Genomic DNA, 23668 nt, shown 5'->3' with positions numbered 1-23668 from the left:
AAAAACAAAATTCAAAATATCTTGAATTTGTTGTTGTTTTATCGTGCCGCGCTACAGCTCGGGCAAAAAACAACTAAGGTATCTCTCCAAACAGATTATAGATAGGCGTCACTTTGTAAGAGCTTTAGCAAAACCGCGACCTGATGCTTTCACTTCGTACAACGCCCTATCTGCCTCGGCCATCAATTGGCTCAAAGTCTGAATATCATCATCTAACTCGGCTACACCAATGCTTAAACTAAAATGAAGTTTCTCGGTTTCTACAGCAACCACTTCAAATTTTGCGAGTTCTGAAATCCGGTTCGCAATCATTAAGGCTGTATTTCTTTCAGTCTCCGGCATCAAGACACCAAACTCTTCACCACCTAAACGAGCTAAAAGATCTCCTTGGCGTATATTTCTCTCTAGAAATGCGGCCATACTTTTTAATACTTGGTCACCCGAATAATGTCCATATTGATCATTAATTCGCTTAAAGTGATCCGCATCAATCATCAAAAAGCTTAATGCTTTGTTGTTTGCTTTCGCCTGTTCAAACAATGTGTAACCAAACTCTAAAAAGCTACGCCGGTTATATAAATAGGTAAGACTGTCTTTCGTTGCTAAAACCTCTAACCGTTGACTATAAGCCTCTTTCTCAACTTCGCGACTTTTACGAGAGTCAATATCCATATGAAACCCCGAAACCCTTCGGGGATTCCCCTGCCTATCTCGTTCCACAACCGTTCCTTGCGTCAAGATCCAAACCCATCTTCCACTCTTATGCCTCATTCTTAATTCATACTGAAAATGAGCAGAGTAACCCAAAAGATGCTTTTGCAAAGCCTCTTCGACCTGAGCAAGATCATCAGAGTGAACTAAAGAACGCCATGTTTCAAAAGAGGTCGGCATTAATTCTGAGAGCTTATACCCAAGCATACTTGCCCAACGCTCATTTAATTGCACCTTTTCAGTGGTGCAATCCCAAACCCAAGTACCAATATGAGTTGCCCAAATAACCTCCTCTAACCGTCCTCGCTCGATAGACAATTCATTTTGTGTATCAGATAGTTTGCGGTGACTTCTTAATAAAAAGAGATAACTGATTATTAACGATAAGAGTAATGCAACCGCAAGAACAATCGACAATTTATACTGCGTCCAAATATCTACGAGTGAAATTGGTAGGTCTTGCTCAAAAGGAGGAAAGCGCTGTCTACGTAGTAAATGAGAGATACTGGAATAATTGGCAGGAATATCGAAACCGCCTATTTTCATTGCCCTAGAAGAACGATCAGCGGGTGTTAATTTAAGTAACTCAGCGACTACAAATTTTGTGATATTCTTATCGATGTAGGGCAAAGCGGCAAAAGGCCATTCAGGGTAAAGGGTTGTCGATGATATAAGAGGAAATGATGTAAGAGATTGCTGGTTAATAATATAAACCTGCTCAAGTGACAACTCACCTTCGGCCACCATCTGTTCCAAAATCCCCGTTCTAACAAACCCAGCATCTACATCACCCGAGAGAACCTTTTTCACAACTTGATCATGGGGCATACCTAATTCAACAAGTTCAAGGCTATTATGCAAACCTTCGAGCTGATTATCCAACACAGAGGCTTGCATTTGATACCCACCCAAAGAAAAAGTGCTAACAATGGCCACTTTTTTATTCTGTAAACTCTCTAAATTGGTGATTGAAGAATTACCCGCTTTAGTGAAAATAACGCCACCAAAGGATTTAAGAAGCCGCTCACCTGTTTTATTTACCCTAGTCAAAATAGGAGAGGAGAGCCCATAAACTTCCTGTAAATATAAATAGAAACTGGGATTTGCCAGTATATACGCCACACTCCGGTTAGCTACCGCGCGTTCTAACTCATCAAAATAATAAGCTTTCACTGTAAATAAATACTTATCGCTCTTTTCATTCAGTAGATCAGCCAAGGCTCCCCAGCGTTGCTTCACAACCGATTTATCTCTAACAGCCAAGACCCCAATCGTTATTTGTTCAGGAATCATTGCAAACAACGTAGAACTATAGCAACTCAGCGCTATACAAAAACCTACTAACAATCCCGACAGTCGATTCATCATGGGCTAACAAAGCGTGAGTCAACAAGGTTATCAGTATTAACAGGCGCATTAAGCAAGCCTGATTGAGCCATAACCTCTATTATTTTATTTCCCACTCGCTCAACTTTAGAAGGAGACCCTACCATTAAGCGCTGGTTATTCGATCGGTTGGGTAGAAGTAAGCCTTCAAACAAAAAAGGTATTAAATCCGGCTCCATTCCTAAACGAGGGGCCATACGGTATAGAGCATCTTCTCGCTGTACATCAAAATGACGCAGCGCCTTAAAATGCGCATCAATCAGATGAGTAATTTGCTCACGCTTATGTAAAGTTGCTGTTTTTACCGCCAAAACATCTAAAATTATTTCCGGCATTGATCGACTATCAAAAACTTTATACCCACCCGCCATGATTAACTTTCTGGCCACAGGCTCGTAAGTGATAACGCAATCAATTTTTCCGTCAAGCCAAGCAGTCTCTTGATCATCTATAGTGATATCCACAACGGTAATATCATCCTTAGTGAGGCCGGCTTGATCTAATAGATGGCTTAATACAACCGCACCTAAAGCTGAGATTTCAACACCTATGCGTTTGCCTTTTATATCAGAGAGTTGAGATAACCTTGTACGCGAAATAACTTGATCCGCGCCAGCCGATATATCTAAGATAGCAACAACTGTGAGTTCTATCCCTTCTGACCTAGCTCGTATCACTTCATCAAACGTTAAAGTCGCAGCTTCGACTTTACCCTCTTTGATTAATTCCAGTGATTCACTGGCAGAATAAGTATTTTGAAAGCTTATCTGTGCAGTATCCACCCAGCCCAATTGATCAGCGAGATACATAAACGTATAACCGGGCCAAATATGAGTAGCAACAACCAATGGATCTTTCGAACTAGAACAACCATTAAGTAATGTGAGCAAAAAGATAAAAAACGCCGTAAATAGCCCCTGTCGAAACTTCCGTTTTTTCATATTTATCACTTAACGAGAAAGAACAATATAAGTGTAGATTAATGACGCATAAAAAACAGCCATAAGTCAGACTTAATCATGACCCGCATCACATAAATAAAATTAACCTATAAAAACGGCTAAATTTACGACTACCAAAAGCAAAAGAGCTACAAAAACCACTAAAGAAACCGGTATAAGGCTAATGTGCTGAATTCTGTACAAAAAACCAGCTCTTAAGATACTGGCCGAATTCAATGCAAACGCAGAAAGGTATCTTCTATAAACTGATCGATACACTGATTATCTTTATTTATCCGTATATAGGCGCGAAACCCTATTAATTGAATCTGTAAAAACTGCGCCAAACGACGAGTATCGCTTGAGGAACTAATCTCACCTGCGTCCTGAGCCCGAATAAGCACAGCTTCCAGACCATCCTCCATCATATTTAACAGGCGCTTAGATTCAGCTAAAAGCTCAGCATTATCTTCAGTAAGCTCTGACACAGTTTTAACCAACATACACACTTCACTGTGTGCATTATCTTGCTGACGCTTAACAATCGATCTAATAAACAACTTAAGTGCTTCTAATGGTGAGGAGGTTTGCTCTTGGCACTTTTGCATATGTCGAATATTAGCATCTGTATAGCACTTTAATGCCTCTTTAAACAAACCCTCTTTACTACCAAAAGCGGCATAGATACTGCCAGGTCGCATATCTATATGATCCTGTAGATTCCGCATAGATGTGGCATGAAAGCCTTTTTCCCAAAATAGGTTAGTAGCTTTCTGAATCACCACGTCCCTATCATGCTTTATTTGATTAACCATCGTCTTTCATCACCAGTTGAACATTTGTTCAAATTTTAACTTGAACATTAATTCAAGTCCAGTTAAGCTGAAAATGAACAAACGTTCAATAACTTTACCACGAGAAAATAACTGCAATTACGCACTATTTTTTAATGGAACTTTTTTCTGGAGAAAATATGAAAACCTTTACTTTGCACACCATGGAATCCGCGCCTGAAGGTAGCAAAACTCTTTATGAAACATCATTAAAAAACTTTGGCATGATTCCCAACTTACATGCAGTTCTTGGTGAAGATCCAGCAACACTCGAAGCTTACCAGCGTTTACATGACCTATTTCAACAAACAGCTTTTGATGCAGCAGAACTAACTGTCGTTTGGCAAACCATTAATGTAGAACATGATTGCGCCTATTGTGTTCCTGCCCACAGCATGATTGCTGATATGATGAAAGTTGATCCTGCGGTAGATCAAGCATTAAGAAATCAGACAAAAATGCCTACAGATAAACTGCAAGTACTCCATGAAACAACGCTTTCAATCCTACGTAACCGCGGCCACTTAACGACTGAAGAACTAGAAAAATTCTATACTGCAGGTTATGAGCAAAAACACATCCTTGGCATTCTGCTCGGCTTATCACAAAAAGTTATCAGTAATTACACAAACCATATTGCTAAAACGCCCGTTGACGACATGTTCAAAGCCTTTGTTTAAAACAAGTTAATAAACCTAGTCGATTAATTCAGAGTATTCCACAAAAGCAGTCTGTAGAATGCTCTTAAAGGGTGGCTAAAGGGTGGGACAGGCATGATACAACAATCAATCGGTTTTGATGTTTATGGAACCCTTGTTGACCCTGTTGATATGGGCCAACACTTAGAGCAACTCACTGGCACTAAGGCAAAAGCCTTTGGTCAGCTATGGCATGATAAAAAAGTAGAGTACGCCTTCCGTCGTGCTTTAATGCAACAGTACGAAGACTTTAGTGTTTGTACGTTACAAGCATTACGCTACTGCATGGCCACTTTTAATATCGAATTAACTGAAGACGAGCAACGCCATTTAGTAAGCGAGTTTGCAAACCTTAAAGCCTTTGATGATGTTATTCCCGGCTTAATTAACCTGCAGGAAAAAAAGCACCTGTTATCTGCTTTTTCCAATGGCCCAGAAATCGCCGTTCGCAAACTGCTTAACAATGCAGCCGTATTACCCCTTTTAGACCATGTTATCAGCGTAGATGACCTAAATACCTATAAACCGAATCCTCAGGTCTATCAATATTTAATGAAACGCACCCAAGCCAACACAGAAAATAGTTGGATTGTGTCTAGCAATCCTTGGGATGTGATTGGCGGGAAAGCCGCTGGTTTAAAAGCCGCGTGGATAAAACGAGGCGTAGGAGAGATCTTTGACCCTTGGGATATTGAACCTGACCTAATCGTCAAAAACTTAGTCGAGTTAAGCGAAGAAATAGACGCTTAATTTAAAAAATAATGTTTAATAACTCCTCAGAAAATTAATATGACAAATACATATACGCCACCAAAAGTTTGGCAGTTTGATGAAGAAAGCGGCGGAACTTGGGCTAAAGTCAATCGCCCTGTATCTGGCGCTACACATTCTGCAGAACTCCCCATAGGCGAGCACCCTTTTCAGCTTTACTCAATAGCAACACCCAACGGCCAGAAAGTGACCATCATGCTTGAAGAGCTATTAGCTTTAGGCGTCACCGACGCAGAATATGATGCTCACCTAATCAATATTGGTGAAGGGGATCAGTTTTCCTCTGGCTTTGTCGCCGTAAACCCTAACTCAAAAATCCCTGCATTAATGGATCACTCAGAAAGCAACTCTTCCACTAGAGTATTCGAATCTGGAGCGATTCTGTTATACCTCGCAGAGAAATTTGGCAAGCTACTATCCAAGAATGTAACAGAGCGTACAGAAGTACTTAATTGGCTCTTCTGGTTACAAGGTTCAGCCCCTTACCTTGGCGGCGGATTCGGTCACTTTTACGCTTATGCGCCAGAAAAGTTTGAATACCCTATCAACCGTTTCACTATGGAAGTTAAGCGCCAACTCGACCTGCTCGACAAGCAACTAGCGGACAACAAGTTTATCGCGGGAGACAGCTATACCATTGCAGATATAGCCATTTGGCCTTGGTACGGTAATCTTGTACTCGGCAAGCAATATGATGCGGGAGAATTTCTCGAGGTAGATAGCTACCAACATGTTAAACGCTGGGCTGAAGAGGTTTCACAACGTCCGGCCGTTCAACGGGGCCGAATCGTCAATAGAACCTGGGGAGAGCCTTGGGAAAATCTAGCTAATCGACATAGCGCCTCTGACATCGACCAAATTCTACAGTTAAAACCTAAGGTGTAGTCTAGGTATAGTTAAGGTGCAGTCAGCCCCATCACAGGCACCGAGGGGCACAAAACCTCCACTAAATCCTCTATCTATATAGGTAGAGGGTTTTTACAGCACATACCAAAGTAACATTGGCAGTGAGGCAAAGCCCATAAAGGTCGATACAATAACCAACCCAGCCACCTCTTGTGGCCTTTGATCATAGAGCTGCGCAAACAGATAACTAAAGACAGCAGCAGGCAGAGAACACTGTAGAATAACAACACCCGCAGCGGCGCCACTCAGTCCCATACCCCAGACAATACCTAGTCCAACACCGACCCCCATACCTAATCTTAAAAAAGACAAACCGAAAGCAGTTTTCAGCCCTCTAATTTTAAGGCTCGCAAGGGAAACCCCCAGCGTAAACAACATCAAAGGAATGGTTAGATCACCAATTAACTTAGTCGTATTGAATAACCACTTAGGTACAGTTAAACCGGTAAAGAGAAACAAAGAGGCTAGCAAGGTCGCTGGAATAATCGGCATTTTTAGCAACGACATTAAGGTAAATTTTCCAGAGACAAACGCAACCCCCACCGTTAACTGCAACACTACATAAACCGTAAAGAAAGCAATCGCTAGGGCTAGCCCTTCATCACCAAAAGCTAACAGACAAAGAGGTAGACCGACATTACCAACATTAGGCCAGCTCAACGCTTGCAGAAAGGCACGATGGGGCAGTTTAAGAAGCGTAAGAATAACTCCCCCAATCACAACAAAAGCTAGGTTGGCAATAAGTGCAGAGAGGCCCATTTTCCATAAATGAGATATTTCCAACTCCACTGTTGCTAAAGCATAAAAGACTAAACTAGGGGTGCCAAAATAGGTGACTATAGATGTCACCAATCCGGTATCAAAATCTTTACCACTCTTCGACCAACCATAGCCAATAGCTACACAGACAAAGACGGGCGCTAGAATGGAAAAAATTTCTGAAAACATAAATCTATAACCTAAGACGTTTTAACAAATTAAATTTAAGGCGTTAAGAATAATATGCACAGCCTTAACGCAACTAAAAATCAACGCGCCTGCAAGCGGTATTGCGAGGGCGTACAGTGAAAATGTTTACTAAAAGCTCGGCTAATCGCTTCCTGACTTTTGTAGCCATAACGGGAAGCAACCGTCTTAACACGCTCTCCCCTTTCCAGGTCTTTACGCACTAAAGCTAAGCGCCACTCCCGAAGATACTGAGCTGGATTCTGGCCAACACAGGTTTTAAAACACTCCATAAATTGGCTTCTAGATAATCCAGCAATATCAGCAAGATCTTCGATATGCCATTCAAATTCAGGACGCTCATGAATAGCCACAATCGCCTTACAAATCCGGTCATCCGCCAAACCAGCAATCAGCCCTGTTTTCTCAATATCTGATTGAATCGCATGCCTTAATAAAATAACGACCAAGACCTCAAACAAACGCCGGATAGTCGTTGCACGGCCACAACGCGCCTCAACAATCTCACTCAATATTAGCTGACTAAGGTCTTGAATCGAACGCGCTTGATCAACAGCTAAAACGATCTTCTTAGGTAGAGCCTGCACAAGAGGGTTCGCCTCGCCCCCCATATCAATTGACGCTGCAACAATCAGCTCATCCCTAGTCGAGTGAACCACTTCTGACTTGAGAGGCCAAAACTCTATACGCCTAATCTCCCCGCTTTCAACACAGCCGAATAGAAATAGATTGGCAGCGCTTAAATCGTTAACAATATCTGCCCTTAAATCAAAGCGAGATATCAATGCAGAAAGACGATCCGGTTTACTCATTGAGGACTTAATACCTATTAAAAGCCAAACAATACCGGACTATAAGTCATACAAAAGAGATTTTTCAAGATAATTTATCCATTATCATATGAATCTAATCACTGGAGTTGTGATGAATAACCCATATGACTCACGAATCAACTTAGCCTTAGGAATATTGCAGCATGGAAATCGACTACTACTTCACCAGTATTTCACCTTTTACCTATCTAGGTCATTCTCATTTTTTACAGATAGCCAAAGAAGCTGGCGCACAGGTAAATTTTAAACCCGTCAAACTAGGTGAAGTGTTTGCTGAATCCGGCGCAACGCCCTTACCGCAACGCCCAAAAAGCAGACTAGACTACCGCTTAATTGAACTTGGTCGTTGGGCGAAGAAACGCGGCCTGCCGATCAACAAGCAACCAAGCTTTTTCCCAACCAGCCCCGTTTTAGCTGACAAGTGCATTATTGCGCTTCAAGCCTCAGGGGCAGAAGCCGGAGCAGTCATTGGCCAGATTTTAGCCGCCTGCTGGGAACACGAAAAAGACATTGCCGATGAAAGCACCCTCAGAGAGATACTCAAGGCACACACTATTGATGCGGATGCACTACTCGCGAGCGCACAATCTCAAGCTATTGAAAATATCTACACAAACAACACCAATGACACCATTAACGCCGGTGCGTTAGGCGTACCCTCTTATCTACTTAATGGCGAACAGTTCTGGGGGCAAGATCGGCTAGAACTACTTGAAGAAACTTTGAAACAGTAAGAGAAGCCAAAGCGAACGCCACGAGCTAGACACAAAAAAGCCCTGCGATTAAGCAAGGCTTTTTCGTTTTAATAGATGGCGGTCAGGGGGGGGGCTGAAACCCTCAACTGGCGACCACGTACAAACAATAAGTTACCTTCTAAAGAGAGCCTAGGTCACTGTACAACTGTCATATGAAACTGCAACCAAATTAATAATCGTCAAACTCAATCCTAATCCTACAAATCTGAGGATTTACATATGGGTGATAACTTGTTCAACTGACAACCTAACTCGCAGTCAAAGTAAGGGACATAATCACTTTATGATTTAAAATAGTGCTTCTATTATTCCCTGATACATTACTTGTGCATTCCTGTATGATAAAATCTATTTTAATAAAGACTATTATGTCTAACACTTTGTTTTACATAGAATTATAACTCTAAGAATTGGAGCCTGATCGAATGCCGCAAGAAAACACAGGTATATTAATCGTTTTTGACGGTATCGATGGAGCTGGCAAGACCACACAGGTTGACTTACTTTCTCAAGCACTTCGAAATGCGGGAGTAACTGTTGTTACTTCTAAAGAACCAACAGATGGCCAATGGGGCCAGAAAATTCGTCAATCTGCCACCACTGAAAGAATGCCTCTTGATGAAGAATTACACGCCTTCATCATGGATAGAAAAGAACACATAGAGACCTTAGTTCAACCAGCTCTAGATCGTGGGAAAATAGTAATCTTAGATAGGTATTACTATTCAACCATTTGTTATCAAGGAGCAAGAGGCGAAGACAAAGTAAAACTACGTCAAGACGTGATGGAGTCAGCATTAAAGCCTGATATTTCTTTCATAATGGATGTGAACCCTCATATCTCTCAAGAAAGGATTGAGGTTCGTGACGGCGCCCCTAATTCTTTCGAAAATATCGATTACTTAACTGAAGTACGTAAAGTTTACCATTGGCTATGCCGAGAAGATTCTTCACTTTATGAACTTGACTCTAACAACACAATCGATCAGCTTCATACCACCATAGTCAATATACTCGTAGATGGCGTATTGAAAGACAAGCTCTGCGCTAAAGATTATGGATGTGATGATGAGTATCACTGTAGCTTCAGGATGACCAATACGTGCCAATGGTCAAATCTGAAATCAGTACTTTTGAAGCCTTTACCTAAGCAAACTAAATTTCAGGCTTTAAAATACCACACGGAGTAACAAAATAAACATGGATGTTAAGGAAACAAATCACATTGGTACACTCTCCGACTCTAGAATAAGAGAACTTTGTAAAAACGGAGTATTGATCAAAGATAACTACTCCCCTGAAAACATAAAACAATGCTGCTATGAACTCAGAGCAAGCAATATTTACTATGATTTATCAGACCCAGCCAACTCCATAAAACATACACTTTCCGATAACGATTACATCCTGATAAAACCAAGGCAAAGTGTTGTCATAATATCAAAAGAGTCACTTAATATTAAAAGTGATTTATTAGCTAGAATATTAAGCAAAGGAAAACTATTCTCAATCGGGCTTCTGCCCGTCAATACTTATGCAGACCCCGGATTTTACGGAAATCTAGGTATTGTTTTCCATAATTCCTCTAATCGATATATCAAAATAAAGCCCAATGAAGCAATTGCTAAAGTAGAGTTTTACCAACTTGATAAAGAAGTGGAATACCCATATCACGGTCAGCATGGCTACCAAACAAACATGTGGCCAATTCCTGAAGATATGTTCCTTACAGAAGAAGAAATCAAGCAAGATAGGCGTATAGGAAATGAGTATTCTGAAGTTAAGAATACACACGGTAAAAATATCGGAAAGCTATACAAAAATTTAAGCTACACACTTAAAAGCGTAACTTTTCTAACATGTATTTATTTCATTCTTATGTTTGCACTGATTATAACCATTGCAGATGGAGATAAAATTGATACAACAATATCAATATCTATAGGCATCGTATCCAACATAATTTTCATGGGTCTAACCCATTTAGTTACCAGCTATAGGAAAAAATGATAATGAATATAGATGAGCTTTTAAAAACACAGAAGGAATTTGATTCTAAACATGGATGGTCAAGCGATGCTAAGAACAATGCCGAACTCATTAATATAGCATCATCTGATATTGTAGGGCTGATTGGAGAAATTGGTGAATTCTCAAATTTAGTTAAAAAAGCAGCTTTAATTAAAAATGATCAAGAATCACTAGACTCTTTCATTTTAAGCCATAAAGCTGAAATGAATGAAGAACTAATAGACTCATTTATATATATGTTAAGGCTGTTCAACCTTTTTAAAGTTGATATCGGCAAGGAATACCAAAAGAAGTACAACTTCAATGACAGGAAGTTTAAGAGTTTTGAAAAATAATCAACTGATGATCCGGGGCAAAAAACTCAACAGCCGTTTTTTTTTTGCACCTGTAAACACGGGCTTTACTGAAAACAACCTACCCACAGAAAAGCTAATTGATTTTCATCAAGAAAGATCGAGCTCATACATGGGTATAAATTATGTTGGCAACATTGCAGTTGGGGAGCAGTATAAAAGTAATGGAGGCACGCTAACACTTCAGCCCAATACGCCAGAATGGAAAAGTCTAGTTAACAATATTAAGTATGATGGTTGCCTTTCTGGAATACAGCTAGCCTGCAGGTACTACAAGAACGATGCACAAAGAAGCTGGAGAGTAGAAAATAAAACCTTAACCATCCACAAACTTCGCGAATTCATATCCTCCCTTGAAAAAAAACAGATTGATAAGATTTTTAAAAGCTTTATAGAGTCAGCTCAAACTGCATTAGTCTATGGCTTTGATGTTATACAGATACATGCTGCCCATGGTTACTTTCTATCTCTTCTCCTCAACGAAAAAATAAATACTAGGAAAGATCAATACTCCATTGATAACCATGGTGGCTTATTTCAACTAATACAAGACTTACGAAGTTTATCCAGCGAATACCTTATAGATATGAGGTTTTCATGCATTGAAGGAATAAGTAATGATAATCATGAGTGGGCTATGCGGAAGTCCCAGATCATGACATTAGAGCAAGCTGGTTTAGATATAATAAGCTTATCTGCCGGTATGTATGACCTATCAAGGAAGTTAATATATCCATCAAAAAATGATGGATATGGAGTATACATCAACTTCGCAAAAGAGTTGCTAGACTGTACAGATGTAGCTATTAATGTTTCTGGTAATTTCTGGAATTTATCCCCTCTGATAGATGCGGAAGAAAGATTAACATTCGGTGTCTGCCGTCCCCTAATCGCAGACCCCGATTTTGTTAAGAAGAGTTTAACAGGTGATCTTAACAACATTAATCATTGCAATAGATCCGGTTATTGCCATTATTTTACTCAAGGGAAGAGTTATTTAAGTTGTAAAGTAAACCCAAAGCTAAATCATTAAGTTAAGCCATTCTATTTTAAAAAATAACTGGGACGTACAAACAAGGATTAACTCATGGAATTAGACAAAGAGAAGAAAGCGGCCCAAAGGAACTTTGAACAATTAGTAGCAAATGCGCCAACCCACCTATCAGAAAAAGAAGATAAGTTTTCAACACAACTAAAAAAAGCTAAAAAAAGCCACGAAAAAAAAACTGTCGACTCTTTACGCCTTCATGAATGAGCTTTATGAATATGCGTCACGCTACACACCTTGTAAGAAGGGCTGCTCTGACTGCTGTCATTATGCAGTTACAGTTAGTGAAGTAGAAATTGCATTTATTGAGAAATTTACACGAGTAAAGAGGCAAAAGACCTTTTCATCCAAAGCTGACTTTCATGGAACTCCATGCCCTTTTCTAAAGAATGGAAGCTGCTCTATTTATGATGTAAGGCCATTTGTATGTAGAAGGCATGTTACTCTTACGAGCACAAACACGTGGTGTAATCCAAACATCAGTAACAACGAAACATTCCCACTATTAAGGTTTACAAGTTTAGACGAAGCTTTCGATGATATTCGAAGAGAGAGTAAGTCCTTTGAATTTTATGATATTCGCCAAGTATTCAAGTAATCTTTGCATTCCCTCACCTCAGCTATAAACATTAGGGATCACCGTACGACATTACCACTGCACATAATTTATACAAGGAGAGGATAATCTAAGGAAGTTTGTAAAAAGAAAAGATGTCAAGATTAACGTCAACTTTAGATAAAGAAACCATTCATAACGCATTATTTTTAACAAATAAATCATTAATGGCAGTCAGGGAAGGATTATTTCACCCCTTCGGGGCCGTGGTCGCAAGCTCCCACGTTGTCTCGCTTCGCTCGGCTCAAACCCTCTTCTCGGGTTCTCATCCCTCTAAATCGCAAACACAAAAAAGCCCTGCGCTAAGCAAGGCTTTTTCGTTTTAAATAGATGGCGGTCAGGGAGGGATTATTTCACCCCTTCGGGGCCGTGCTCGCAGGCTCCCACGTTGTCTCGCTTCGCTCGGCTCAAACCCTCTTCTCGTGTTCTCATCCCTCTAAATCGAAGACACAAAAAAGCCCTGCGCTAAGCAAGGCTTTTTCGTTTTAATAGATGGCGGTCAGGGAGGGATTATTTCACCCCTTCAGGGCCGTGGTCGCAGGCTCCCACGTTGTCTCGCTTCGCTCGGCTCAAACCCTCTTCTCGGGTTCTCATCCCTCTAAATCGCAGACACAAAAAAGCCCTGCGCTAAGCAAGGCTTTTTCGTTTTAAATAGATGGCGGTCAGGGAGGGATTCGAACCCTCGATACCTTGCGGTATACACGCTTTCCAGGCGTGCTCCTTCGGCCACTCGGACACCTGACCATCCTGCATTGAGTGCGGCATAAAGCTGCTCATCAACGCGGCGCGAATTGTAACATAGACTCCCCTATCCGCAAGGTATTTAACGGAAAAATTCAGTGATCGTTTTATCTTCAGGTATTTGTCGCAAAATAAACGGATTAGACGGTGCAAGAAAAGAGAAAATAAATCGATTAATGCCTAGATGCAACGATCATATTTTCTAAAGTCACTGGAGGATTAAATTAAAAGAGGAGTGCTAACTAACAGGAGAAGAAAAAAAGCCCAGCTTAAAACTGGGCCAAAGTAATACCTGGAAGGTATAAAACTATCAAGTAGACTTAATTAACTTAGTCCGCTTGACGACGTAAGAATGCTGGAATATCTAAGAACTCCATGTCATCCGTACCTGTCTTTTGCAGAACAGGCTGTTCCTGTTCTATCTCTCTATGTATTTCAATCGGTTCTGCTTTCGCTCTTGGAGCGCTATCTTTGCGTGCGGAACGCATAACCGCAGGTAGTTCCAGCTGATCAAAATCAGAAACAGCGCCCGAAGCAGCTGCCGCTGAAACGCGCCCTGTACCTGTATTAACCACATCCACCTGTTGCTGGCCTGCACGTCCAAGACCTGTTGCAACAACAGTGACTGTTAATTCATCAGTCAACTCTGGATCAATTACTGTACCGACAACGATAGTAGCGTTCTCAGAAGCGTACTCTTCAACAATATTACCCACTTCTGAGAACTCGCCCAAACTAAGATCAAGACCCGCGGTGATATTAACCAAAATACCACTCGCCCCCTTCAGATCTACATCTTCAAGTAATGGACTTTTGATCGCAGCTTCCGTCGCTTCAGTTGCACGCTCTTCACCACGGCCACTACCGCTACCCATCATCGCCATGCCCATTTCAGACATAACGGTACGGACATCTGCAAAGTCGACGTTAATCATACCCGGGCGGATAATAAGATCAGCGATACCTTGTACAGCACCTTTCAAAACATCATTACATGTATTGAAGGCATTAAGCAGACTGGTATTTTTACCTAGCACTGGCAGTAATTTTTCATTTGGAATGATGATAAGAGAATCTACATTCTCTTTAAGCTCATTAATCCCTTCATCAGCAATTTTAAGGCGTTTACGGCCTTCAAAAGAAAACGGTTTTGTCACAACAGCGACCGTTAAGATTCCCATCTCTTTGGCCACTTCAGCAATAATAGGTGCAGCACCTGTACCTGTACCGCCACCCATACCGGCAGTGATAAAAACCATATCGGCCCCTTCAAGCATTTCGCCGATACGTTCACGATCTTCAATCGCTGCATGACGACCTACTTCAGGGTTTGCACCCGCACCCAAACCTTTGGTCAACTCACCACCGATCTGAATAACTGTTTTCGAGTGCATGTTATCTAATGCTTGCGCATCCGTGTTTGCACAGATGAACTCAACACCATCAACTTCAGAATTAACCATGTGCTGTACAGCGTTACCGCCGCCACCACCAATACCAATTACTTTAATTACGGCGCTTTGAGGAATATTATCTGCTAACTCAAACATACCGATCTCCTTCCAGTTTTTACGCTTATTTTAATTACTTAGCGTTTATTTAATGATTCATCCGTTTAATAAACAGGGCTTCAAAAGTTACCTTGAAACCATGTTTTCATTTTATTCAACATATTCTCTTGCTGCTCAATCACTTCTACCTCAGCTAATTGAGCGCCAGACTCTCCGCCTTGATCATCACAGGCGTACTGCAGTAACCCCATACTTGTTGCATAAACAGGATTACCTAAAATATCTTCCATTCCTCGCGTACCTTGAGGAGACGCTAAGCGAACAGGCATATGGAAGATCTCTTCAGCCAATTCAACGGCACCCTCCATCTTGGATGTGCCTCCCGTCAACACAATGCCCGCAGCCACTAACTCTTCGAAACCACTGCGTCGAAGCTCAGCTTGAATCATATTGAATAATTCTTCGTAGCGAGGCTCTACAACTTCAGCTAGTGATTGACGAGATAAAGTCCGTGCCGGACGATCACCTACACCAGGAACATTAATCATTTCATCCGGTGCGGCTAACTGAGCCAATGCACAGGCGTACTTAATTTTTATATCTTCTGCATGCTGCATAGGCGTGCGCAACGCCATTGCAATATCATTAGTGACTTGATCCCCTGCAATCGGGATAACTGCCGTATGACGTATAGAACCACCCGTAAAAATGGCGATATCAGAAGTACCGCCACCAATATCTACCATGCATACACCTAGTTCTTTTTCGTCTTCCGTCAATACGGAGTAACTAGATGCCAACTGTTCTAAAACAACATTGTCCACTTCAAGACCACAGCGGCGGACGCACTTCTCTATATTTTGAGCGGCATTGACAGAACCCGTTACTAAGTGAACTTTGGCTTCCAAACGTACACCGGACATACCTAAAGGCTCACGAATACCCTCTGAACTATCAATCTCATACTCTTGTGGCAAGATATGTAGAATTTTTTGATCGGCAGGAATAGCAACAGCCCGTGCAGCATCAATTACCCGCTCTAGATCAAACTCGGTTACTTCACCATCTCTCACAGCAACAATGCCATGTGAGTTCAAACTGCTAATATGATTACCCGCAATTCCAACAGCAACAGAGTGGATTTTACAGCCGGCCATCAATTCAGCTTCTTCGACCGCACGTTGAATAGAGCTCACCGTGGACTCGATATTGACCACCACCCCTTTTTTAAGACCTTTAGAGGGATGGGATCCAATTCCAACAATATCAATTGTACTGTCGACATTAACTTCCCCGACCAAACAAACCACTTTGGAGGTACCAATATCGAGTGCAACAATCATATTTGAGTTAGCTACCATATTCACACGCCGTACATTAATTATAGGCTGCCTTATTTTCACTTATTACCATTAATAAACCAACCTATTTTCGATGAATTTTTTTATATTTTGACTCTTTATTTTATATCTATAAAGCATCGCAATAAATTCACTCTATTTTACTTATCGGCCAAACAAAAATATATATTAGGAAAAAAATTCAAATATTTCAAAACACTAGCGCAATCTAAACAGATAAAACAAAATCGTACAATAAATATACACTGCTTATTCAACAGGTTAAAAATATATTAAAAATCAAAATTTAATATTGATATTTTAACAACAAATCAAAATCAATTTTTGAATAATCCAACAGAGATCAAAATCCAAATTTGATTATTCACGTAAATATCAAATTTAAATATTGAATATTCGCACAATTATCAAAATTAGGTTTTGATTATTTTTAAAAAATTAAAGGACACTTAAATTAAATTTTAATTCCGGCTTTTAACTATGAATCAGTTTCAGTTTGCCGAGAAAAACACCATTTTTTCAGGCAATAGGTCGGAGCATTCCATCACAGTAATGCAGGTAAAAAGGATCTGAGTTAGCCCAATACACACTCGTTCAGTTCTAGAAGCACAAGGCAAGTCCCGCCAACACAATAGAAATAGCTCACTCCTATGCCGTGAGCCATCAAGACAAAGAGAACTAAGATCTACTACAAGGGCAGCACTTAACGACGGTAACTATAACCTGTATCCATTTCGCGCCAGTTTTCAAGATGGGGCGCTTCTTTCAGGTAGGCTCTTATGGAGGTATTCCCATCCGCAAGAAAGGAAGAGTCTAAAAAGTTATCGAGCACTTCGGCACCTTGCCCCTCAGCAGCTTGCAAACAGAAAGCTAAATAACGGGGGAAAGGCAAAATATCATTACGCCATAATTGGCCACTGTAGTATTGGCCGACACGCTCATAATATTCCTGCTCAGAGGCGCATTTAGTTTTCCTATATGCAGTATCTGTATTGGTCGTGCACATAAAGCCTCTCGAAACTCCCTCTTCGGGATGAAACGTATCGACTTCCAACCAATCATAACGATGCTCTCGCTCATAGAGCGCATAATAAGCATCATCACTACATTCAAACTGTGAACAGATGATCGTTGAATCCCTAGCTTCAAGCGTAGAACAGCAAGCAATCTCTTGTGAATCCGCCGTGGCATTGTGGCGGCTAAAGAAAACCACCCCAACCTTATTAAAAACTCGTTTATAACCTGATACTTCAACAATGCGGAAGTTTTCTAGACTCGGTACCGTTTCCCGTGCAGAGCGTTCAGACAGCAGTGAGCCGTAACCAATGATTGATTTCATTATTGATCCGTTTCTGATGCCCGCGCCAATAGATCGGAACTGAGTTTTTTCTTCCCTTCAGCTCCCAGCTTTTGCAGCATAGCCACTTGATTCACTAAATTACCTCGCCCACTGCTAAGACGTTTATGAGCTGTATCAAAAGCCTGTTGAGTTTTATGTAGGTTACGACCTATATCGTCAATAGATTCAACAAAGCCGACAAACTTATCATGCAGTTCCCCACCCCGCTGTGCAATCTCTTTCGCATTTTGATTTTGATGTTCATAACGCCAAATATTATGAATTGTACGTAGCGTAACCATCAATGTGGATGGACTAACTAACATGATATTTCGGTCAAAAGCTTCTTTAAAAAGATTAGGCTCTTTCTCTAAAGCCAATAGAAATGCGCCTTCGATAGGAACAAACAGCAGTACAAAATCAAGAGAGCGAACACCCTCTAGCGTTTGGTAAGCCTTATCACTCAAGCCTTTAATATGGCCCCGAATCGACAGAAGGTGCTCTCTTAAAAAACGCTGCCTTGGGTCATTCTCACCTTTAGATGTATCGGCAGAGCAATACTGCTCGTAGGCAGTTAAAGAGACTTTAGAATCCACAATCACATCTTTACCATCAGGTAGATGGATAATTGCATCTGGCTGGTAGCGCTTACCCTCCTGTGATGCATTTACCTGTAATTCGAACTCACTCCCTTTGCGTAAGCCAGACTCTTCTAGGACTCTCTCTAAGATGACTTCACCCCAGTTCCCTTGGGTCTTACTCTCGCCTTTTAAAGCATTCGTCAGGTTAACCGCATCTTCACTCATCTGCTGATTAAGCTGTTTCAGCTGGCTAATTTGTGTGTATAAGGCTTGTCTGTCTTTCGTTTCTTTATCGTACACATCTTCGACACGGCGCTTAAAATCGCCAAGCTGCTCACGTAAGGGGGTTAAGAGATGGCCTAAGTTTTCTTTACTCGTCTCAGAAAAACGCTGGGTTTTTTCATCAAAAATACGGTTGGCCAGATTTTGAAATTCTTGCTTTAACTGCTCGCGCGCTTTTTCTAATGTCGCTAGTTTCTCTGCTTGCGCCTCTCTTTCTGCATCTAAACGCGTTTCCAACTCCGCAACCACTTCGCAACGATCTGATAACTGGAAAACAGTTTGTTCCAACTTTTTTTCTAATTTGTTTTTTTCTGTCACTAAGTTGTCTAGCAAAGGTTCTATATAGGCCAAACGCTCCTCTAACCGAGCCCGCTGCATATCCAAACGATGATGACGTTCATTCAGTTGCTGAAACTCAGAATTAAGCTGGGTATGCTCCTGTCGCTCAGTTTCTAGTGTCCCTTGAGCTTGCAGCAGCGTTTGTTCTAACTGCTCATTACGCTCACTCAATTGGCGGCGCAACGAAGAAAATATTAATTTGGCAACAACAACCGCCACAACCAACCCAGCTACAGTACCTATTAACAAATTTCCTACATCAAGCTGTGTTAGCGATGGCATCATTAAATTACCAATATAAATATAAAACAGGGATAGAAAGAATAACTAAAGGCGAGGTCAACATTAATGCCTTAAATTCACCAAACATCTGTTGAATCACTATGACATGAACAACAGGGAAGGAGATAAAGACACAAAGTAATGCGATCCACCATTCCAAATTGATAAATCCGTAAGCAGCAGAGAAAACAAGAGTTAAGGCTGCAATATTGCCCAACATAACAATAGTCACCATACCGTTACGCGTACTCGCAAACGGGGGTTTCTCCTCTTCAGACAGTTTATTTAACGCCCCTGCACTCAATGCAGCAGACATAGAAACAACCCCTGTCACTAAGAAAATAATCAGTGGATCAATAATAGGCACGCCGATACTCCAATAAAAGTAATAAATCAGATCGCATTGTAAGGCTTTTATCTATAGCTGTTAACTGACTGTTGGTACGGATACAAAAGCACAAGCCATAAATGTAAAAATCGATCAGGCTTTCTACCACTCAGCGCTCTATAATGAAGATGCAAACTTATGCTCTAGAGGAATTTTGATGCTAAAAGTAATCTGGTTCTTATGGCTTTTTCTCGTGTTACCGCTGCCAACATATTCTGAGCCTACGCCCACTTATAGTGTTATTGAAGACAGCTATACCGTCTGCGATACCCTCGATCAATATAAGCAACTTCTACACTGGTCACTGTATGCTGTAGGAACGCCACCAAAAACAGGCTGCCGCCCAGCCCCTGCCAATGCAAAAGCCATTATCAAGCAGTGCCCAGAAAGTGATATTATTATCTGCCAATTTGAATTGAGCCCTGTTGACGGCAGTCCCCTGCTAAATGTCTGGGCCAGTAAAGTGATATTAAGGGCTGAAAAGCCATAGACAGAGAAGATATACGTGGAATTTCTGGTAAACGAAGCCGTTGAAGATTATGCCTTTCAAAGTACAACTCCTGAACCTGAACTTTTACAGGAGTTAATTGATGAAACTAATAAAAATATGGGTTGGCCGCAAAAGCTATCGGGCCGTCTAGTGGGGCGTACGCTTAAATTATTAGCTCAGCTCCACCAGCCTAAAAATGTATTAGAGATTGGCATGTTTACCGGTTACTCAGCATTATCTATTGCTGAGGGGATGCCTGAAGATGGCAAAATAATCTGCTGTGAAACAAACCCACGCGCCATAGAATTTGCACAGACCTTTTTTGACCGCAGCCCTCACGGTCATAAAATTGAAGTTATATTTGGTAAAGCGCTGGAAACTATAGAGACTCTCGACACCCCGTTAGACTTTACCTTTATTGATGCTGATAAACGTAACTACCTAAATTACTATCATAAAGTGCTAGAAATGACTCGCCCAGGCGGACTTATTGTTTTAGATAATATGCTGTGGTCAGGTAAGGTATTACAACCCGAGTCCGATATAGATGATGTGCTAGTTGATCTTAACAAAGAGATTGCCTCAGACCCTAATGTTGAAAACTTATTCCTTACCGTAAGAGATGGAATGAATGTGGTGAGGAAAATTCGATAATGTCGTATTTAATTAAAAACTACCAAACAGATTCCCCCACCCTAGAAAAAATAGATGGGGGGATCACTATGATCAACTCAGAAGATTATGGGATATCAACCGCCGCTGAACTTTTAGAACTATATTTAGAAACTGACAACAGCGCCCCTTTAATGGCACTGTTGACTAAACTTCGTGATGAAATAATAGAAGATCTTGATCAAGTTGGCTCCGTTAAAGAGATATATGGCCTAATGTATTGGTTGTTGGGTGATAAAGGCATAGATAATCGCGGTGAATCTCTTGAAGAAACCGCGGATAGACTTGGTGACATAGATATTGAAAACGATACCGATCAATACACTCAAATTATTTTTCATCTAAAAGATGCGGTCGAGAGACTGTACGATTTAGATCTCGAATCGGCCTAATAACGATGAAAACAAAGTGGAGGCAGTATGCGAAAGCGCACTAAGCTACTTTGGTGGCTACTGTCTTCCTGTTTAACTTTTCTGCTTATTCTCCCTGTTGCCCTCTATTTCCTGTCACCTATACTCGCGCAAAAAGGGCTGGAACACTGGTTACAAGAACAGAATTTCTCCCATATTGAGTTAGTGATGGAGCCGCCAAGCTGGGACACATTACGGATAGAAAAGCTCAAATTACAAAAAAACCAAACCGACAAGCTCATCACCTTATCAACAGAAAATATTTTAGTCCGCTTTAACCCTGTTGATCTGTATCTACATCAGCGCCTGAGCTTAGTACAGTTACCCCAATCTGATATTACTATCACTTACTTAACAGATAGCATTGAAACAACAGAAGAAAGTAACGATCTTATCGACCTAAGTAATCGTCTACCTCAACAATGGTTCAAAAAAATACCTGTTGATCTTATCCAAGTGGGCGAGCTTAATCTCAACCTAGATTACCCCTCCGATACGGCTGATTGGCATTTTAGCGGTGCGCTACTTTTTGATGGCGAAGAACTCTATAGCCGCGTAAAGCACTACCGCAACAATAAAAACCTAGGCTGGGGCGATCTAAAACTCGGTTACGATAACCATTTTTACCTACGGCTTCTGGAAAATGATAATCCATTTATCACTATAGATGGCGCACTTTCTTATACCGACCAACTCCAATTGAATTCAACCCAGCATATAGATGTCGCGGGATTACAGCGCTGGAAAAACAAACTATTCCCCACACTAACCAGCACTATTGCTAAACAGCGTAGCGCAGAGAACCCTTTAATAATCAATGGTCAACTTAAAACCCAAGGAATTACCAGCTTCCCACTACGCACCCAGTTCACCCCTGACGCCCTTCTAGGCAGTATACAAACGCAGCAACAGATAAATGCGAACCTAAGCGTTGTTAACCCGACACCAGAGATCGAGCAAGCGAAAGCTGAAATTAATGGGCATATAAATTTTTCGCTCAGTCACTTAAAGGCATCCATCGATAAAACAAGCACGCTCACCCTGCTCAATATCAATCATGCTGCCTTAAACCAGCCTATTCAAAAGCTCAACATCCAGTTTCAAAATACAGTTGATGTAGATTTAAACCTTGCAAAAGAAACACTGAAAGCTCCCCTATCGCCACAAATACAACCGTTAAAAATCAAGATCAATACCACATCGGTAAACTTACCTGATGTAGCTATAGCGCCGCTGGAGCTTAATTTAAATCTGCAAAAACTAGACTTAATGCAAGGCAACTTACAAGGCCATGCAGAACTTCAAAAGGTCGATATACAACTACAAAAAAAACAGCAACCGCTAATCAATCTGTCAACCGAATTCAAACTAAGCAAACAACAACTCAGTCATAACTACACACTCAGCTCACCAGACTTACCTGTCGTCATAAATGGTACAACAGCAACAGATATAACAACGTTCAACAGCCGCTTTAACTGGGAAATTAAACCTATCAGCTTAGCGACAGTCGACACGCCCCTGCGGAAATATTTCACTATACCAGCAGAACTTAGCCTTAAAGCAGGCAGCCTTTTTCATAAGGGTAGTGGTCAATTTAAAAACAACCAACTATCAATCAATGCCAACACGAGCATCCGAACAGCGACAATTGGCTGGGGCGAATCACTTATTGAACAACTAGATCTGGATTCCAAAACAGCACTTACCCCCTCTGGACGCTTAACTGATACAGGCAACATTAAGCTTGGAAAGGTTACAAATGGCATTGAGATCACAAAGGTCAGTACAAATTACAGCTACACGCAAGAGCGTAGCAAAAGGCGTGATCTCGTCTCTTTAAAAACGCTTACCGCTGAAATACTCGGTGGACGTATAAAAGTAAAGGATCTGGAGTTTGATCCGTTAAACCCAGACCTAGCAACACAACTTGATATTGAACAGCTTGATTTGGGCGAAGTACTTAAACTTGAACAACAACAGGGATTATCAGGCGAGGGGAAACTCTCAGGTAGTTTTCCCTTACGTTATAAAGATGGCGAAATAAGCATCAATAATGGCAAGCTACTTAGTTTAGCACCTGGAGGTAAAATAATATTTTCACCAAGTGCTTCAGTTGCAGCTTACGCGGCCACTAACGTTGGCCTCAAAACAGCAATAGACGCTTTAGAAAACTTCCATTTTGAATTATTAAATATTCAACTTAATTATGAACCCGATGGTACTGCGTTACTAACAACGCGTCTAAAAGGTAGTAATCCAGATTGGCATAACGGCCACCCCATCGATTTCACTATTAATGTTGAAGAAAATATTCCTAAACTGCTTAAAACACTTCAATTTGCAGATAAATTGACGAGAACAATTGAGAAGCGTTATCGTTAAGGCAATTAAGACTTAAGTTACATAAGCTACTATTGAGGA

At 41.0% G+C, this 23668-nt stretch carries 24 protein-coding genes, 1 tRNA gene and 2 other RNA genes; 14 read left to right on the top strand and 13 right to left on the bottom strand.

Translation table 11 applies throughout. The features are described from left to right. Positions 1 to 108: 108 nt before the first annotated feature. From A3774_RS04220 to A3774_RS04210, 3 genes are all read right to left on the bottom strand, one after another. Entirely contained in the window at positions 109 to 2079 is a 1971-nt protein-coding gene (locus A3774_RS04220) for a diguanylate cyclase (RefSeq protein WP_082792342.1), read from the bottom strand. Further along, the gene (locus A3774_RS04215; protein WP_067863609.1) at positions 2076 to 3038 is read right to left on the bottom strand and encodes an ABC transporter substrate-binding protein; all 963 of its coding nucleotides are present in this window, start codon (positions 3036 to 3038) and stop codon (positions 2076 to 2078) included. The genes A3774_RS04220 and A3774_RS04215 overlap by 4 nt, the downstream gene beginning before the upstream one ends. Positions 3039 to 3271: 233 nt before the next feature. Further along, a complete protein-coding gene (locus A3774_RS04210) occupies positions 3272 to 3853 on the bottom strand; it encodes a TetR/AcrR family transcriptional regulator (protein ID WP_067863607.1) in 582 nt (193 codons plus the stop codon). Between the two features lie 158 nt (positions 3854 to 4011). On the opposite strand from A3774_RS04210, the gene A3774_RS04205 reads away from it, so the two are divergent. The 3 genes from A3774_RS04205 to yghU all read left to right on the top strand — a co-directional run bounded on the left by A3774_RS04205 (position 4012) and on the right by yghU (position 6225). Further along, entirely contained in the window at positions 4012 to 4551 is a 540-nt protein-coding gene (locus A3774_RS04205) for a carboxymuconolactone decarboxylase family protein (RefSeq protein WP_067863603.1), read from the top strand. Positions 4552 to 4644: 93 nt separating this feature from the next. Next, positions 4645 to 5319 carry a haloacid dehalogenase type II gene (locus A3774_RS04200; protein ID WP_067863600.1) on the top strand — a complete coding sequence of 225 codons (675 nt, stop codon included), beginning with the start codon at positions 4645 to 4647 and terminating at the stop codon, positions 5317 to 5319. Between the two features lie 39 nt (positions 5320 to 5358). Next, positions 5359 to 6225, top strand: a complete 867-nt coding sequence (gene yghU, locus A3774_RS04195) for a glutathione-dependent disulfide-bond oxidoreductase (protein WP_067863597.1) — start codon at positions 5359 to 5361, stop codon at positions 6223 to 6225. 93 nt (positions 6226 to 6318) lie between these two features. Here yghU and A3774_RS04190 read toward each other — a convergent pair whose 3' ends face one another. Together A3774_RS04190 and A3774_RS04185 are read right to left on the bottom strand one after the other, a co-directional pair. After that, a complete protein-coding gene (locus A3774_RS04190) occupies positions 6319 to 7194 on the bottom strand; it encodes an AEC family transporter (protein ID WP_067863594.1) in 876 nt (291 codons plus the stop codon). Positions 7195 to 7274: 80 nt separating this feature from the next. Next, complete coding sequence (locus A3774_RS04185) at positions 7275 to 8024, bottom strand: AraC family transcriptional regulator (protein ID WP_067863591.1); 750 nt, start codon at positions 8022 to 8024, stop codon at positions 7275 to 7277. A gap of 164 nt (positions 8025 to 8188) precedes the next feature. Here A3774_RS04185 and A3774_RS04180 point away from each other — a divergent pair, with 164 nt between their 5' ends. The 7 genes from A3774_RS04180 to A3774_RS17230 all read left to right on the top strand — a co-directional run bounded on the left by A3774_RS04180 (position 8189) and on the right by A3774_RS17230 (position 12830). Continuing rightward, complete coding sequence (locus A3774_RS04180) at positions 8189 to 8779, top strand: 2-hydroxychromene-2-carboxylate isomerase (RefSeq protein ID WP_067863588.1); 591 nt, start codon at positions 8189 to 8191, stop codon at positions 8777 to 8779. Between the two features lie 446 nt (positions 8780 to 9225). After that, entirely contained in the window at positions 9226 to 9990 is a 765-nt protein-coding gene (gene tmk, locus A3774_RS04175; RefSeq protein WP_067863585.1) for a dTMP kinase, read from the top strand. A 10-nt stretch (positions 9991 to 10000) separates the two neighbouring features. Continuing rightward, complete coding sequence (locus A3774_RS04170; RefSeq protein WP_067863582.1) at positions 10001 to 10810, top strand: dCTP deaminase domain-containing protein; 810 nt, start codon at positions 10001 to 10003, stop codon at positions 10808 to 10810. A 2-nt stretch (positions 10811 to 10812) separates the two neighbouring features. Then, positions 10813 to 11166, top strand: coding sequence for a nucleoside triphosphate pyrophosphohydrolase family protein (locus A3774_RS04165; protein ID WP_156473651.1), 354 nt, complete (start codon positions 10813 to 10815; stop codon positions 11164 to 11166). Further along, positions 11135 to 12217, top strand: a complete 1083-nt coding sequence (locus tag A3774_RS04160; RefSeq protein WP_082792341.1) for an oxidoreductase — start codon at positions 11135 to 11137, stop codon at positions 12215 to 12217. Before A3774_RS04165 ends, A3774_RS04160 begins: the two co-directional genes overlap by 32 nt. Before the next feature lie 54 nt (positions 12218 to 12271). Further along, positions 12272 to 12439, top strand: a complete 168-nt coding sequence (locus A3774_RS16575) for a hypothetical protein (RefSeq protein ID WP_156473650.1) — start codon at positions 12272 to 12274, stop codon at positions 12437 to 12439. Continuing rightward, positions 12432 to 12830 (top strand): YkgJ family cysteine cluster protein, encoded by a 399-nt coding sequence (locus A3774_RS17230; RefSeq protein WP_075107898.1) that lies wholly within the window; start codon positions 12432 to 12434, stop codon positions 12828 to 12830. The genes A3774_RS16575 and A3774_RS17230 overlap by 8 nt, the downstream gene beginning before the upstream one ends. Positions 12831 to 13016: 186 nt before the next feature. Here the strand turns inward: A3774_RS17230 and A3774_RS04155 are convergent. The 8 genes from A3774_RS04155 to A3774_RS04120 form a co-directional block, all read right to left on the bottom strand. Continuing rightward, a non-coding RNA gene (locus A3774_RS04155) (RtT sRNA) lies at positions 13017 to 13138 on the bottom strand. 203 nt (positions 13139 to 13341) lie between these two features. Further along, a non-coding RNA gene (locus tag A3774_RS04150) (RtT sRNA) lies at positions 13342 to 13463 on the bottom strand. Between the two features lie 41 nt (positions 13464 to 13504). Continuing rightward, positions 13505 to 13592, bottom strand: a tRNA-Ser gene (locus A3774_RS04145). Positions 13593 to 13918: 326 nt separating this feature from the next. Then, positions 13919 to 15139, bottom strand: a complete 1221-nt coding sequence (ftsZ, locus tag A3774_RS04140; protein ID WP_067863573.1) for a cell division protein FtsZ — start codon at positions 15137 to 15139, stop codon at positions 13919 to 13921. An 80-nt stretch (positions 15140 to 15219) separates the two neighbouring features. Beyond that, positions 15220 to 16461 carry a cell division protein FtsA gene (gene ftsA / locus A3774_RS04135; RefSeq protein WP_067863569.1) on the bottom strand — a complete coding sequence of 414 codons (1242 nt, stop codon included), beginning with the start codon at positions 16459 to 16461 and terminating at the stop codon, positions 15220 to 15222. 703 nt (positions 16462 to 17164) lie between these two features. After that, on the bottom strand, positions 17165 to 17800 hold the full coding sequence (locus A3774_RS04130; RefSeq protein WP_067863566.1) for a hypothetical protein: 636 nt from the start codon (positions 17798 to 17800) through the stop codon (positions 17165 to 17167). Then, the gene (gene rmuC / locus A3774_RS04125) at positions 17800 to 19287 is read right to left on the bottom strand and encodes a DNA recombination protein RmuC (RefSeq protein WP_067863563.1); all 1488 of its coding nucleotides are present in this window, start codon (positions 19285 to 19287) and stop codon (positions 17800 to 17802) included. The genes A3774_RS04130 and rmuC overlap by 1 nt, the downstream gene beginning before the upstream one ends. 4 nt (positions 19288 to 19291) lie before the next feature. Further along, positions 19292 to 19651: a hypothetical protein gene (locus A3774_RS04120; RefSeq protein ID WP_082792340.1), complete on the bottom strand. Its 360-nt coding sequence runs from the start codon at positions 19649 to 19651 to the stop codon at positions 19292 to 19294. Positions 19652 to 19829: 178 nt separating this feature from the next. Here A3774_RS04120 and A3774_RS04115 point away from each other — a divergent pair, with 178 nt between their 5' ends. The 4 genes from A3774_RS04115 to A3774_RS04100 are packed head-to-tail and all read left to right on the top strand — an operon-like array spanning position 19830 to position 23629. After that, complete coding sequence (locus tag A3774_RS04115) at positions 19830 to 20162, top strand: hypothetical protein (protein WP_067863561.1); 333 nt, start codon at positions 19830 to 19832, stop codon at positions 20160 to 20162. Between the two features lie 15 nt (positions 20163 to 20177). Further along, complete coding sequence (locus A3774_RS04110) at positions 20178 to 20816, top strand: O-methyltransferase (protein ID WP_067863556.1); 639 nt, start codon at positions 20178 to 20180, stop codon at positions 20814 to 20816. Continuing rightward, entirely contained in the window at positions 20816 to 21226 is a 411-nt protein-coding gene (locus A3774_RS04105; RefSeq protein WP_067863553.1) for a hypothetical protein, read from the top strand. Before A3774_RS04110 ends, A3774_RS04105 begins: the two co-directional genes overlap by 1 nt. Positions 21227 to 21253: 27 nt before the next feature. After that, the gene (locus A3774_RS04100) at positions 21254 to 23629 is read left to right on the top strand and encodes a YdbH domain-containing protein (RefSeq protein WP_067863551.1); all 2376 of its coding nucleotides are present in this window, start codon (positions 21254 to 21256) and stop codon (positions 23627 to 23629) included. Positions 23630 to 23668: the final 39 nt, after the last annotated feature.

The organism is Neptuniibacter marinus, assembly GCF_001597725.1.
Lineage (GTDB): Bacteria > Pseudomonadota > Gammaproteobacteria > Pseudomonadales > Balneatricaceae > Neptuniibacter > Neptuniibacter marinus.
The sequence above is the reverse complement of the archived record's forward strand: the minus strand, read 5'-3'. Positions and strand labels throughout refer to the sequence as shown.

Coding starts and splice junctions, on each gene's coding strand:
- A3774_RS04220 (WP_082792342.1), bottom strand. CDS start 2,079: ATGATGAATCGACTGTCGGGATTGTTAGTAGGTTTTTGTATAGCGCTG.
- A3774_RS04215 (WP_067863609.1), bottom strand. CDS start 3,038: ATGAAAAAACGGAAGTTTCGACAGGGGCTATTTACGGCGTTTTTTATC.
- A3774_RS04210 (WP_067863607.1), bottom strand. CDS start 3,853: ATGGTTAATCAAATAAAGCATGATAGGGACGTGGTGATTCAGAAAGCT.
- A3774_RS04205 (WP_067863603.1), top strand. CDS start 4,012: ATGAAAACCTTTACTTTGCACACCATGGAATCCGCGCCTGAAGGTAGC.
- A3774_RS04200 (WP_067863600.1), top strand. CDS start 4,645: ATGATACAACAATCAATCGGTTTTGATGTTTATGGAACCCTTGTTGAC.
- yghU (WP_067863597.1), top strand. CDS start 5,359: ATGACAAATACATATACGCCACCAAAAGTTTGGCAGTTTGATGAAGAA.
- A3774_RS04190 (WP_067863594.1), bottom strand. CDS start 7,194: ATGTTTTCAGAAATTTTTTCCATTCTAGCGCCCGTCTTTGTCTGTGTA.
- A3774_RS04185 (WP_067863591.1), bottom strand. CDS start 8,024: ATGAGTAAACCGGATCGTCTTTCTGCATTGATATCTCGCTTTGATTTA.
- A3774_RS04180 (WP_067863588.1), top strand. CDS start 8,189: ATGGAAATCGACTACTACTTCACCAGTATTTCACCTTTTACCTATCTA.
- tmk (WP_067863585.1), top strand. CDS start 9,226: ATGCCGCAAGAAAACACAGGTATATTAATCGTTTTTGACGGTATCGAT.
- A3774_RS04170 (WP_067863582.1), top strand. CDS start 10,001: ATGGATGTTAAGGAAACAAATCACATTGGTACACTCTCCGACTCTAGA.
- A3774_RS04165 (WP_156473651.1), top strand. CDS start 10,813: ATGAATATAGATGAGCTTTTAAAAACACAGAAGGAATTTGATTCTAAA.
- A3774_RS04160 (WP_082792341.1), top strand. CDS start 11,135: ATGACAGGAAGTTTAAGAGTTTTGAAAAATAATCAACTGATGATCCGG.
- A3774_RS16575 (WP_156473650.1), top strand. CDS start 12,272: ATGGAATTAGACAAAGAGAAGAAAGCGGCCCAAAGGAACTTTGAACAA.
- A3774_RS17230 (WP_075107898.1), top strand. CDS start 12,432: ATGAATGAGCTTTATGAATATGCGTCACGCTACACACCTTGTAAGAAG.
- ftsZ (WP_067863573.1), bottom strand. CDS start 15,139: ATGTTTGAGTTAGCAGATAATATTCCTCAAAGCGCCGTAATTAAAGTA.
- ftsA (WP_067863569.1), bottom strand. CDS start 16,461: ATGGTAGCTAACTCAAATATGATTGTTGCACTCGATATTGGTACCTCC.
- A3774_RS04130 (WP_067863566.1), bottom strand. CDS start 17,800: ATGAAATCAATCATTGGTTACGGCTCACTGCTGTCTGAACGCTCTGCA.
- rmuC (WP_067863563.1), bottom strand. CDS start 19,287: ATGATGCCATCGCTAACACAGCTTGATGTAGGAAATTTGTTAATAGGT.
- A3774_RS04115 (WP_067863561.1), top strand. CDS start 19,830: ATGCTAAAAGTAATCTGGTTCTTATGGCTTTTTCTCGTGTTACCGCTG.
- A3774_RS04105 (WP_067863553.1), top strand. CDS start 20,816: ATGTCGTATTTAATTAAAAACTACCAAACAGATTCCCCCACCCTAGAA.
- A3774_RS04100 (WP_067863551.1), top strand. CDS start 21,254: ATGCGAAAGCGCACTAAGCTACTTTGGTGGCTACTGTCTTCCTGTTTA.